This window comes from Bradyrhizobium sp. CCBAU 51765, from assembly GCF_015291725.1.
In the GTDB taxonomy this organism is placed as follows: Bacteria; Pseudomonadota; Alphaproteobacteria; order Rhizobiales; family Xanthobacteraceae; genus Bradyrhizobium; species Bradyrhizobium liaoningense.
In genome coordinates, this window is the sequence record NZ_CP030038.1 from 4,120,173 (window position 1) to 4,132,482 (window position 12,310).

Below are 12,310 nucleotides of genomic sequence, written 5' to 3' on the forward strand. Positions count from 1 at the left end.
GCGGCTACCTCAGCCAAGTGCGGCGCAGCGCGAACAGCGCACTGCACTTGGGCCCGAAGGGGGTGACATATCGTCACTTGCGGAATGACCAATAAATAGCCATGTTGAAACCTTCGAGTTTCGGCCGAACGACTTGGCCTCGCCGCTATTTGCGCGCCTGACTGATGACCCTCCCTCCAGATCTCGAATTCGCTGACCGCACTCCTGTGCGGCTCTAAAGACTTATCTATCTCAAAGGACGCTCCCCATGACGACGGGAACTGTGAAGTGGTTCAACAGCCAAAAGGGTTTCGGTTTCATTCAGCCGGACCAGGGAGGCCAGGATGTTTTCGTTCATATCAGCGCGGTTGAACGTGCCGGCATGAGTTCCCTCAACGAGGGTCAGAAGGTTTCCTTCGACGTCGTTGCAGACCGCCGGACCGGCAAGTCTGCTGCGGACAATCTGCGCGCCGCATAAGCTGCCGCAGCCGGCGCCTGTCGCTTTGACCATGGATGTATTGGGAGAGCTTCAGGTTCTTGCGACCCGCGACTGGTTTACCGGCCGCGGGCTTTTTGCACTGCAAGCGCGGTGGTCCGCCCGCCGCAACAGCTGAGGTTCGAGCGTGTCTGCGAATATCGAGTCAGATGAGGAACATGACGACGTCATGTATCCGCAGGTTCTGCCGTTCTTGTTGATTCACGTCGGATGTGTCGCGGCGATCTGGTCGGGTGTTTCGTGGCAGGCGGTCGGGCTTTGCGTCGCGCTGTATTGGCTGCGCATGTTTGCGATCACGGCCGGATATCACCGGTACTTCTCGCACCGGGCCTACGCGACGAGCCGGGTGTTCCAATTCGTCCTTGCCTTCCTTGCCCAGAGCAGCGCCCAGAAGAGCGTGCTGTGGTGGGCCGCCAAGCACCGCCATCATCACCTTCACTCGGACACTGCGCAGGATGTGCATTCGCCCCGGCACAAGGGCTTCCTCTACAGCCATGTCGGCTGGATCTTCTATCGGCAGCACGACGGGACCGACCTGCTGAAAGTGTCGGATCTGGCGTCGTATCCCGAGTTGATGTGGCTGCACAGGCTGGAGCTACTGCCGGCAGTTGTGCTCGCGGGGCTCTGCTTCCTCATCGGCGGCTGGTCCGGACTCGTGGTCGGATTCCTCTGGAGCACCGTGGTTCTGTATCACGCCACGTTCTGCATCAACTCGCTCGCACATGTTCATGGACGCAAACGGTATGTGACCGGCGACGACTCCCGCAACAACTGGCTGCTGGCCCTGCTGACGATGGGTGAGGGGTGGCACAACAACCATCATGCCTACCAGGCCAGCGCCCGGCAGGGATTCTACTGGTATGAGATCGATCTGACCTATTATGTTCTGGTGGCGATGTCCTGGCTCGGAATTGTCTGGGATCTGAAGACGCCACCCATGCAGGTTCTGCGCAACGAGCATCGCCTGGGATCGCGCGCGATAAGGCAAGCGGCCGAGCAGCTTGCCGGCCGCTTCAATCCCGAACACATCGCGTCAGCGATCAAGACATCGATTCATGAAACCGAATTGTCGCTGCGGGACGCGCTCCTTCTGTTGCAGCAGCGTGCCGACTTGCGTCTGCCCAGCGTGCCGACTCGCGACCAACTGCTGGCCGAAGCGCAGCGCATGTTCGCGAAGACGATCTCTCTGGAGGACATTGTCGACCGCGCCCACGAACTCCTGAGCGACTCCGTTAGCTTTCTCCTGGTCACTCCCGCCCAGCCGGTCCACGCGAAATCGACGGCGAATGGTGGCATTTAGGGCAGGTGATACCCATATAGCGGTATGACACATTGGCAGAAGTCCAGTCCGCGACAAGCACCCAGATCCAAGGCCGAACTCCGGGAGATGCTGACCGAAGCGGTCCGCAACACGCGCCCCGTCCGTGATCGAAACCAGGCGAAGGCGCCGACGATCGCCGAAGGCCCGTCTGTTTCCAGTCAGGCGCTCAAAGTCCTTCCGGCGGTTCGCTGACCGGGAGCAAGTGCTGCATGCGCAAGTTTCCCGATCCTACCGAACAAGAGCTGACCGAGGGCCCGCAAGCCGTGGCCTTCCAAATCGCGAATGGGAATAGGCGGCAGAACTGCGTCCTGCAAACGAACTTGCCGACCAAGATGCAGGCGCAGCGATATCTTCTCGCGAACTGGCCGGTCGTCGAGAGGATGGCCCGCGACGCTCTCGCGCTGGGGAAGGTCGAGAACGGCGAGATCAGGCTCGTGATGCCGTCGACGTAAGCGCATCGCGCTTCAGGATGCCGCCCGCGACGCATCCGCCGATAGCCGCGCCAGCAGCGACCGCGCCGTATCCGACGGGGACAGCGAATCCACGCTGACCACGGGATCGCTGCGCATCTCGTGCTTGCCATTGGACGTGTGCCGCATCACCGCCGACAGGCGGCGGGCGATCATGTGCGCCGTGCGGAAGTCGGTCTCCGCGAACACGACGATCACTGAACCGTCCTTTTGCGCCGCGCCGAAATCCATCTGCCGCATCAGGCGGCTGAGGATTCGCGCGGCATCGAGCTGGGCACGGGAATTGCCGGGATCGAAAGCGAAGCGCGCGACCGAGAGGCCGCCGCCGCGGGCGAGCGCCTGCTCGACCGCCTTGGCAAAATCGCGGGCAAAGGCCTCGACCGTGAGCAGGCCGCTGCGCGGATCGAGCCAGCCGCCCGCATCGATCGAGCGCAGCGTGCGGCTCAGCTGCGCTTCCATCGCGTGCTGGCGGATCAAGGGCAGCGCATTGGCGGCGACCTTCGCAGGCTCGCCGGCAATCAGCTCGAGATTGGGGAGATCATAAGTCTGCGTCAGCTGATGCGCGGTGAGGACCACCGGCAGGCTGCGGAAGCGGGTGTCCTCCGCGAGCACCGTGAGGAAGGCATCGGTCACGCGCGGAGTAAAACCTTCGGCCAGCACGACGCCGTCGAGGTCGCGGGTGTTGAGGTGTTTGGCGGCGGCCTCGATCGAGAGCGCGCCGACCACGCCGAAGCGCTCACCCAGCGCGACGGAGAGCGCGGGATAGGCTGCGCCGCGACCGATCAGGAGCACGGTGGCATCGCGTGCGGGATCGCCCTCCGGCAGCGCGAGCTTCGCTTCCGGCAGCCGACGCAGAACCGTTGCATGCAGTGTGCGCACGCGTAGCGCGGCACGAAGCCGCGCGATCAGGCGCTCGGGATTGCCTCCGCGCGAGGAGAAGGGCAGCGCGTTGTGCGGCAGCGTGCCCGCCGCATCCAGTGTCACGAAAGGCACGTAAGGCGATTGGTCGGCGATCTTCTTTGCGAGCGCCGTCACAGGCGGCTCGTGTTCGGCATGCATCGCAGCGAGAACCGCGGCCGGTTGCACCTCGTCGACCGCGCGCGCCGCGCTGGCCCAATCGGTGTCGACGACGGGAAAGAGCCGGGCCTCGTCCAGCGCGGCCACGAAGGCGGGGCGCTGGGCATCGGACACAAACAGGATCGGGCCCGCCTGGGACATCGACAAACTCTGATCACGCGACAGATGCCGCGCAGCCTAGTTCGGCCGCCTTAATGCAGTGTCAACGGAACGGGCAAAACTATGCCTAGACCGAGCCGGAGCGGTCGCGAAAGGCCTCGACCATCAGGGGGTTAAGCCCGAGCTCGCTGAGCGCTTCGCGGGCGCGGGCATTGTCCTGGGCGCGTCCCGCCAGCCGGTGACCCGAGAGGCGGTCGGGCAGCGCCGTGAGCAGGGCGCCCTGGCCGAGCCGGCGCGCCCATTCCTGGAGGTCGTTGGAGAGGAAACGGTAGCCGCCGACGGCCATGATGCCGGAGGGCGGCGCAGTGATGCAGATCGCGCCACTCGGTCGGTCGAGCCGCGCGGCGTAACCGGTGTCGACATAGTCGCGCGGCGGCTGCGCGGTCAGCGTCTCGCCGACCGGCTGCGGTGGGGCGTAGGCCGCGATCGGCACCATCGCGCCGCGCAGGCCGAGCGTGCCCTTCGGTGTCAGCAGGATTTCGCCGGCAATGGAGGAGCCCGACTGCTCGCGCGGGGCGCCGTGCGGTCCTGGCATGACCGGCACCGGCATGCCGTCCTCGCCGCGGCGGGTGCCGAACAGTCCGGCCTCGCCGAACAGATAGACGTCGGTCAGCGGCGCATGCGGCGCGATCCAGGCATCGCTCGTCGCGACCTGCTCGGGCGCACGCCACAGGCCGATGACGTTGCGCAACGAGGGCATCCGTGCCGCGAGGTCGGCATCACCGAGCCGCAACGCAAGCTGCGCCGGCGCAATCAGCACCTCGCATTCGTGCGCGTTGATCTGCTGCTCCAGCACCTCGTTCTCGAACGGGTGATGCAGCGCCAGCGTGCCACCCGAGAGCAGCCATACCGCGAGCGAGGAGGCGAGGCCCGCGAACGACATCGGGGCGAACGCCGCCATCACGGTCGCACCCTGCCTGATGTCGGCTTCCAGCGACATGGCGAGCCCCCCGGCGATCAGGCTGAAATGCGGCCGCGGCACCGGACGGAAGCCTTCGGCGGTGACGTCGAAGGAGATCATCGCCGCCTTGCGGCCGTCCTGGATCACGGCGCGCGTCAGGCCGGGCGGGCGGGCGAGGACGTCGTCGAGCGACGCCATGCCTTCCGGGAGGTCGGCGCCGAAGCCGCAGACGTGACGGATGGAGAAGGCTTCGGCGGCCGCATGCATCGCGAGGTCGGCATAGCTGACGCCGTCGACCGTGCTCATGGTGACGATGGCGCGTGCCGCGGTGCGGTTCAGCGCAGCAGTCAGTTCCGCATGCCGCCAGAGCAGCGGCAGCACCGCGACGACGAGGCCGGCGCGATGGGCCGCCAGCACGGTGAGCACGAACTCGACCGTATTCGGCAGCTGGATCGCGATGACGGAATTGGCCGGCAGGCCCGATTCGACGAAATGTGCCGACAGCGCCTCGATGGCCGTATCGGCCTCGGCATAGGTCATCCGCCGCGGCTGGTGCCCGGTCACGCGCGCCTTGTTGAGGGGATCGAGCAGAGCGAGCGCGTGCGGCTGCCGAATCAGCGTGCGCTGAAACAGCGTGTCGAGCGTCGGCGATATTGCTGGCTGGTTCACGGCGTCACTTTGCCTGATGAGCTTGCGGCTGCCCCTTCGCCCACCAGGTCTCCGGCAAATAGCCGGAGAGCGAGGTGGCCTTGGGCCGTTCTATCCGATTCCAGCGCGCGATCCATTGCTCCGATATGTTAAACAGCGGGATTGTGTAGAAGCCCGCGATCAGAGCGCGGTCGAGCGCCCGCACCGCCGGGACGAAGTCCGTATGTTCACGGGCCTCCAGCAGGGCGGCGATCATGGCATCCACCGCGGGATCCCTGGCGCCCATGTAGTTGCGCGTGCCGGGATTGTCCGCGGCAGCACTGCCCCAATAGAAATATTGCTCGTTGCCGGGCGAGAGCGACTGGTCCCAGCGGTTCTGGATCATGTCGAACTCGTAAGCGAGCCGGCGCTGGTCGAATTGCACGGGATCGACCGAGCGAACGGTCGGCTCGATGCCGGCGCGCTTGAGGTCGCGCTGGAAGGCGAGCGCGATGCGCTCCTGATCGCGGGTCGTCACCATGATCTCGAAGGTGAAGGGCGCCTTGGTCGCACGATTGCGCAGCACGGTGCCGTCGAGATCGTAGCCGGCCTCCGACAACAGCTTCAGCGCGGCGCGCAGCGTCGTGCGGTCGCGGCCCGATCCGTCGGTGACCGGCAGGCGATAACTGCCATCCATGATATCGGGCGGAATCCGTGCGGCGAACGGCTTGAGCAGCTCGCGTTCGCGTGCATCCGCCGGGCGGCCATAGGCCGACAGGTCCGAGCCGGCGAAATAGCCGGCAGCGCGCGAATAGAGCCCGAAGAAGTAATTGCGGTTGACCAGCTCGAAGTCGAACAGCAGCGTCAGGGCCTGGCGCACCCGGATGTCGGCGAAGATCGGGCGGCGGGTGTTGAACACCAGGAATTCGGAGGGCTGCGGCAAGCCGGGCTTGGCGGTGTCGCGGATCACGTCGCCGCTCCGTGCGGCCGGAAAATCGTAACCGTCGTGCCAGCGCAGCGGCTCGTGCTCGATGCGGAAATCGTAGAGCCCGCGCTTGAAGGCTTCGAACTGGCCGTTGGCCTCGCGAAAGTAATCGAGCCGGATCTCGTCGAAATTGTAGATCCCGCGGTTGATCGCGAGGTCGCGGCCCCAATAGTCGGGATTGCGGGTCAGCGTCACGCTGGCTCCGGGCTTCACGGCCGTGACCCGATAAGGGCCCGAGCCGACCGGCGCCGTCAGCGTGGTTTCCTCGAAGGCCGCGACGTCGATTGCGTGCTTCGGCAGGACCGGCATCAGGCCGAGAATCAACGGCAGCTCGCGGTCGTTGGCACCTGTGAGATCGAAGCGGACGGTGAGGGGATCGGGCGCCGTGGCCTTGGCAACTTTGGCGTAGTACTGCCGGTGGTTGGGGCGGCCGTGGTCGCGCAGCAGCTGCCAGGAGAACAGTACGTCCTCGGCCAGCACGGGTTTGCCGTCGGAGAAGCGGGCGCGCGGATCGAGGCGGAAGGTGACGAAGCTCCGTTCGTCGTCGGTTTCGACCGTCCTGGCGAGCAGGCCATAGAGCGTGAACGGCTCGTCATTGCCGCGGGCGAGCAGGCTCTCGACCACGTAGCTCCGCATCTGCTGCACGGCCAATCCTCTCACGATGAAGGGATTGAGGCTGTCGAAGGTTCCGAGAATCCCCCAGGTCAAGCGGCCGCCCTTGGGGGCGTCGGGGTTGGCGTAGGGCATGTGGGTGAAGTCGGCCGGCATCGCCGGCTTGCCGTGCATGGCGATGGCATGAGCCTCCTCGGCCCGGGCGGCGCCTGCCGAAAGTCCGGTGACCACAGCGAGGGCGACGACGCAGAGGCGGACGCCGAAGCCTTCGAGAAGGCGCTGGAACATGAACATCGGCACACGGTGATTCGACGACCGGCGGGACTGAATCCTATCACAGGGAATTTGGTGGGGCGTTGGCGCCAAGCCGGCCAAAGGCGGTTGTCGGCATTGATCTTTTCGTCGGCCACGTTAAAAGGCGGGCAATCGCGCAAGAGCGTCGAGCCCGTCACCTATCCGCCTCAATTGACGGGGAGAGAGCCGCGCCCAAGGCGGCCAGGTTCGGCGCTTCGGAGCGGTTCGGGCACTTCCCGTTCAGAAAGGGTTTTCCGCAATGAATTTCCGTTACTTGGCCGCGTCCGTCCGGCCGCGCGGGCGACTTCTCGCCCTGTTGACGGCGACGGCGTTGGCCATTCCGTTTGCCGCCGAGGCCCAGACCCCTGCGCCAGCCCCGGGCGCGCCCAAGGCGGCTCCGGCTCCGAAAGCGGCTCCCAAGGCTGCCCCCAAGGCGGCTCCGGCGCCCCAGGCCCAGGCACCAGCCCCGGGCGCTCCGGCGCAGCAGGGCGCGGCCCAGCCCGCTGACCAGCAAATCCAGCTGATCTACGCCCCCTGGACCAAGTTCTGCCTCAAGGGCCAGGACGCCAATGCCAAGCAGGTCTGCTTCACCGGCAAGGACGGCCGCATCGAGTCGGGCCAGCCGGTCATTGCCGCCGTCATCATCGAGCCGGAAGGCGAGCCCAAGAAGATCCTGCGCGTGACGCTGCCGCTCGGCATGCAGCTCGTGCACGGCACCCGCATCATCGTCGACAACAATGCGCCGCTGCAGAGCCCGTATGTGATCTGCTTCCAGAACGGCTGCATGTCCGACTACGAGGCCACGCCCGAGCTCATCAACAACATGAAGAAGGGCCAGAATCTCGTTGTCCAGGCGATCAATGCCAACGGCGCGCCGCTGACCCTGCCGCTGCCGCTCGCCGGCGAATTCCAGAAGGCCTATGACGGTCCGCCGACCGATCCGAAGGTGTTCGAGGAAACCCAGAAGAAGCTTCAGGAAGAGCTTCAGAAGAAGGCCGACGAGCAGCGCAAGAAGCTCGAGCAGCAGGGCGGCGCGCCCGGGGCACCTCCGACTGCGCAGAAGTAATCAGGCCAGATTCCGATATGAAAAAGGCGCTCGTTTCGAGCGCCTTTTTTGCTTGCCGCCCACCGGCGACGATCAGTTCAGCGATGAGTTGCGGGGGCGATAGCCGCCGGCCTTGTCCTTGATGAAGATCTCGGCGACCTGCGAATGCCGGACCGGCTCGCCGGAATCGTCCGGCAACAGGTTCTGCTCCGAGACATAGGCGACGTATTCCGATTCCGCGTTCTCCGCGAGCAGGTGATAGAACGGCTGGTCCTTGTTGGGCCGCACCTCCTCGGGGATCGACAGCCACCACTCCTCGGTGTTGTTGAATTCCGGATCGATGTCGAAGATTACCCCCCGGAACGAGAAGATCCGGTGGCGAACGACCTGTCCGATCTGGAATTTCGCGGTCCGCGCTTTAATCATTCCCCGTCGATAGACCAGGATTGTGGCCGATGCTAGTGCCCTCGTCTGGAATTAACCTTCGTTTCCGGGGCGGATAGCCCCCAAGCCTTCAGAAAACACTTCACCAATGGTCGATATCCTCAATCTGGCGTTGCCTTATTTTGGCTTGATCTTCGTCGGCTTCGCCTGCGGCAAGGTCAAATCCCTCCCGGAATCGGGCCTCGCCTGGATGAACTTCTTCCTGCTCTACGTGTCGCTGCCGGCGCTGCTGTTCGCGATCATGTCGAAAACACCGTTTTCGGAATTGAATAACCCGCCATTCCTGGTCGCGACCACGCTGTCGACGGTTGCCGCGTTCACGCTGGCGCTGGTCGTCGGCAAGGTCTTGGGCCGGCTGTCGCTGCGCGAGGCGACGCTCGCGGGTCTGTCCGGCGGCTACGGCAATATCGGCTATATGGGACCGGGTCTGGCGCTCGCGGTGCTGGGGCCGAAGGCGTCGGCGCCGACGGCGCTGATCTTCTGTTGCGACAGCATCTTCCTGTTCACGATCGTGCCGCTCTTGATCGAGCTCTCCGACCGTGACCATCCCTCGCTCGTGCACGCCTTTGGCGTCGTGCTGAAGCAGATCGTGCTCAACCCGCTGATCATGTCGGCCTGCTTCGGCGCGGCTGTGGCTGCGCTGCATATCGAGCTGCCGGTCGCGCTCGACCGCACCATCACCTTCCTCCAGAACGCAGCCGCTCCGACCGCACTGTTCGTGCTCGGTGTGACCGTGGCGCTGCGTCCGTTCGATCGGGTGCCGTGGGAAGTGCCTGCTGTGATCGCGGTCAAGCTCCTGATTCATCCGCTCGCAGCGTTCGGCCTGATGCTGGCGTTCGGTCCGTTCGCACAGCCCTGGGCGGCCACCGCCGTGCTGATGGCCTCGCTGCCGCCGGCGCTGAACGTGTTCGTGATCGCCCGGCAGAACAATGCCTGGATCGAATCCGCCTCCGTGGCAGTGCTGCTCGGCACCTTCGCCTCGGTGGTCACGCTGACCAGCGTGATGTGGTTGCTCCAGACGGGACGGCTGGCGTTTCCGTGAGGAGGCTTATCGCCGCCACGTCGGCGTCAGCCCCTCACGCATCGCAAATCGCCTGAGCGGGCCGATGGCGCCGAGCAGGTGCATGCCGACGGCGCGGACCGGCTGGAGCGGCAGAAAATCGTTGAGCAGGGAGCGGTTGGCGATGTCGATCGCAAAGGTGCGGCTCAAAATGTCCGGGCGCCGCGCACGGTCGTAGCGCCTGAGGATCTCGTCCGCGCCGGGATCCTGCCCCGAGGCGATGGCATCGTTCGCGAGCCGGGCAATGTCGGCGGCATCGCGCAGGCCGAGATTGAGGCCCTGGGCACCGATCGGCGGAACCACATGGGCGGCTTCGCCGACCAGCGCGATGCGATCGCGGCCGAAGGATTTCGGACGTTCGATCGCAAGCGGGAACAGGTTGCGCCCGGGCTCGACCGTCATGCGTCCCAGGATCGAATGCGACTGCTTCTCGATCGCGCCAGACAGCTCCTCATCGCTCAAGCCGCGAAGCCGCTCGGCTTCCGCCGGCGCCGAGACCCAGACGATGCTGGAGCGGTCGCCAGGCAGGGGGACGAACACGCAAGGCCCGTGCGGCGTGTGGAACTCGGTCGAGACATTGCGATGCGGCCGTGCGTGGCCGACGTTGAAGGTCAGGGCGGTCTGGCTCAGCTCGCGCCGCGTCACCTCGATGCCGGCGGCCTCGCGGCACAGCGAGTGCCGGCCGTCGGCACCGACCACCAGGCGGGCCGAGAGAAATTGTCCGGAGGCCGTGCGCACCGCGACGTCGTCGGCTTCGATGACGACGCTCTCGGCCTCGTCGTCGAAGCGGACGAGGTTGGGCAGCTCGCCCGCGCGCTCTTCCAGCGCCAGCATCAGCGAGCGGTTGTCGATGTTGTAGCCGAACGCGTCGAGTCCGATTTCGTGACAGGAGAATCGCACCTCCGGCGCGCGGAACAGCCGGCCGGTGTCGTCGACGAGGCGCATGACCTCGAGCGCGGCCGCCTTGTCCTTGCAGCGCGGCCAGACGTCGAGGCCTTCCAGGAGATCGACGGAGGCGCCCAGCAGCGCAGTGGTGCGATTGTCGGCGTAGGGCACGCGCCGTGCCACCAGCGCGGTCCGGGCACCCGCCTGCGCCAGTGCGATGGCCGCCGCAAGTCCCGCCGGTCCGCCGCCGATCACGGCCGTGTCATGGAGTGTCGATGCGTCTGTCATGGAACGACATTGGACACGGCCGGCGGCGAATTCAAGCCCACCTATATTTCCCTGATTTTATGGCGAATTGTGCGATCGTGCGCCGCAATGGCGGATGTGCAAACCGGTCCCATTCTGATAGCAGAAGCCATGGATAGCCAGCAGGATTCCCTGAAACCGAGACCGGCGATCCGCGCCGCGGCGCTCTCGGTGCACATCTTCACCGCGTTCGGCGCGGCGATCGCGCTATTGGCGATGCTGGAGGCCGTGCGCGAGCACTGGGCGGCGATGTTTCAGTGGCTGGGCGTCGCCCTCATCATCGATGCGATCGACGGGCCGATCGCGCGCCGGCTCGACGTCAAGAACGTACAGCCGAACTGGTCGGGTGACGTGCTCGATCTCGTGGTCGACTTCGTCACCTATGTCTTCGTGCCGGCCTACGCGATCGTGGCGAGCGGGCTGTTGCTGCCGGTCGCGGCTCCCTTGCTCGGCATCGCCATCATCGTCACCAGCGCACTTTATTTCGCCGATCTGCGCATGAAGGCCGACGACAACCATTTCCGCGGTTTCCCGGCGCTGTGGAACGCGGCGGCGTTCTACCTGTTCCTGTTGCACTGGCCGCCGCTCTGGTCGACGCTGCTGGTGGCCGCGCTCGTCGTGCTGACCTTCGTGCCGTTCCACGTGCTGCATCCGGTCCGCGTTGTGCGGCTGCGCTGGCTGACGATGTCGCTGATCGCGATCTGGGCGGTGCTGGGCATCTACACGCTGGCGATGGATTTCCGCGTCGGCACCGGCGTGACCATCGTGCTCTGCGCCATTGCGCTCTGGATCAGCTTCAGCGACGCCTTGATCCGCCTGGCGAGATCCTTGGCGAGATCCTTGGCGTGATGCACCTGTTGACCAGCCCGGAAGCCTGGGCCGCGCTGCTCACCTTGACGGCGCTCGAGATCGTGCTCGGCATCGACAACGTCATCTTCATCTCGGTGATCGTCTCGCGCATCCCGGAGCAGCAGGCGTACCGCGCCCGCCAGATCGGGCTGGCGCTGGCGCTGGTGTTCCGCATCCTCCTGCTCAGCGTGCTGGTCTGGCTGATCGGCCTGACTGAGCCGGTGCTCTCGTTTGCAAGTTACGACTTCTCCTGGCGCGACCTCATCCTGATCGGCGGCGGCCTGTTCCTGATCGCCAAGGCGACGCACGAGATTCACGCCGAGGTCGAGGCCGATGACGGCGAGGGCGACCACAAATCCGGCGCGAGCGCCTTCTTCTGGGTGATCGTCCAGATCATCGTCATCGATATCGTGTTCTCGCTGGACTCGATCATCACCGCGATCGGCATGGCGCAGGACATCGAGATCATGGTCGCGGCCGTCGTGATCGCATGCCTGATCATGTATATTTCGTCGGGCCCGGTGTCGCGATTCGTCGCGGAGCATCCGACCACGAAGATGCTGGCGCTGGCGTTCCTGGTGCTGATCGGCGTCGCGCTGGTCGCGGACGGATTGGCGTTTCATATTCCACGCGGCTACATCTATTTCGCGATTGCGTTTTCGGCGGCGGTGGAATTCTTCAACGTGCTGGCCAAGCGCAACCGCAGGAAGGCCGGCAAGTCGTCTGCTTGATCGTTGCGGCCGGCCCCGAGTTGACAAGGCTGGCGCGATGGCTTTCGCTCAGTCGCGAGAAGAGGAGGT

12 protein-coding genes are annotated in these 12,310 nt (G+C 65.3%); 7 read left to right on the top strand and 5 right to left on the bottom strand.

Going from position 1 to position 12,310, the window contains the following annotated elements; genetic code table 11:
• The first annotated feature begins 247 nt into the window (after nucleotides 1–247).
• The 3 genes from XH96_RS19810 to XH96_RS19820 all read left to right on the top strand — a co-directional run bounded on the left by XH96_RS19810 (nucleotide 248) and on the right by XH96_RS19820 (nucleotide 2,248).
• Entirely contained in the window at nucleotides 248–457 is a 210-nt protein-coding gene (locus XH96_RS19810; protein ID WP_028178759.1) for a cold-shock protein, read from the top strand.
• Nucleotides 458–602: 145 nt separating this feature from the next.
• Nucleotides 603–1,775: an acyl-CoA desaturase gene (locus XH96_RS19815; RefSeq protein WP_194393904.1), complete on the top strand. Its 1,173-nt coding sequence runs from the start codon at nucleotides 603–605 to the stop codon at nucleotides 1,773–1,775.
• A gap of 230 nt (nucleotides 1,776–2,005) precedes the next feature.
• A complete protein-coding gene (locus XH96_RS19820; protein WP_194393905.1) occupies nucleotides 2,006–2,248 on the top strand; it encodes a hypothetical protein in 243 nt (80 codons plus the stop codon).
• 12 nt (nucleotides 2,249–2,260) lie between these two features.
• On the opposite strand, the gene XH96_RS19825 is transcribed toward XH96_RS19820, so the two are convergent.
• The 3 genes from XH96_RS19825 to XH96_RS19835 all read right to left on the bottom strand — a co-directional run bounded on the left by XH96_RS19825 (nucleotide 2,261) and on the right by XH96_RS19835 (nucleotide 6,921).
• A complete protein-coding gene (locus XH96_RS19825; protein ID WP_194393906.1) occupies nucleotides 2,261–3,484 on the bottom strand; it encodes a GGDEF domain-containing protein in 1,224 nt (407 codons plus the stop codon).
• 85 nt (nucleotides 3,485–3,569) lie between these two features.
• Entirely contained in the window at nucleotides 3,570–5,072 is a 1,503-nt protein-coding gene (locus tag XH96_RS19830) for a class I adenylate-forming enzyme family protein (protein ID WP_194393907.1), read from the bottom strand.
• A 4-nt stretch (nucleotides 5,073–5,076) separates the two neighbouring features.
• Nucleotides 5,077–6,921, bottom strand: a complete 1,845-nt coding sequence (locus tag XH96_RS19835) for an extracellular solute-binding protein (protein WP_194394185.1) — start codon at nucleotides 6,919–6,921, stop codon at nucleotides 5,077–5,079.
• Between the two features lie 259 nt (nucleotides 6,922–7,180).
• Here XH96_RS19835 and XH96_RS19840 point away from each other — a divergent pair, with 259 nt between their 5' ends.
• Nucleotides 7,181–7,987 (top strand): invasion associated locus B family protein, encoded by an 807-nt coding sequence (locus tag XH96_RS19840; protein WP_194393908.1) that lies wholly within the window; start codon nucleotides 7,181–7,183, stop codon nucleotides 7,985–7,987.
• A 72-nt stretch (nucleotides 7,988–8,059) separates the two neighbouring features.
• Here the strand turns inward: XH96_RS19840 and hspQ are convergent, their stop codons facing one another.
• Nucleotides 8,060–8,392: a heat shock protein HspQ gene (hspQ, locus tag XH96_RS19845; RefSeq protein WP_061881708.1), complete on the bottom strand. Its 333-nt coding sequence runs from the start codon at nucleotides 8,390–8,392 to the stop codon at nucleotides 8,060–8,062.
• A gap of 106 nt (nucleotides 8,393–8,498) precedes the next feature.
• Between hspQ and XH96_RS19850 the strand changes: the two genes are divergently transcribed.
• Nucleotides 8,499–9,452 carry an AEC family transporter gene (locus XH96_RS19850; protein WP_194393909.1) on the top strand — a complete coding sequence of 318 codons (954 nt, stop codon included), beginning with the start codon at nucleotides 8,499–8,501 and terminating at the stop codon, nucleotides 9,450–9,452.
• A 6-nt stretch (nucleotides 9,453–9,458) separates the two neighbouring features.
• Here the strand turns inward: XH96_RS19850 and XH96_RS19855 are convergent, their stop codons facing one another.
• Nucleotides 9,459–10,643, bottom strand: a complete 1,185-nt coding sequence (locus XH96_RS19855; protein WP_194393910.1) for a UbiH/UbiF family hydroxylase — start codon at nucleotides 10,641–10,643, stop codon at nucleotides 9,459–9,461.
• An 87-nt stretch (nucleotides 10,644–10,730) separates the two neighbouring features.
• On the opposite strand from XH96_RS19855, the gene pcsA reads away from it, so the two are divergent.
• Entirely contained in the window at nucleotides 10,731–11,510 is a 780-nt protein-coding gene (gene pcsA, locus XH96_RS19860) for a phosphatidylcholine synthase (protein WP_194393911.1), read from the top strand.
• The gene (locus XH96_RS19865) at nucleotides 11,507–12,241 is read left to right on the top strand and encodes a TerC family protein (RefSeq protein ID WP_194393912.1); all 735 of its coding nucleotides are present in this window, start codon (nucleotides 11,507–11,509) and stop codon (nucleotides 12,239–12,241) included. The genes pcsA and XH96_RS19865 overlap by 4 nt, the downstream gene beginning before the upstream one ends.
• Nucleotides 12,242–12,310 lie beyond the last annotated feature (69 nt).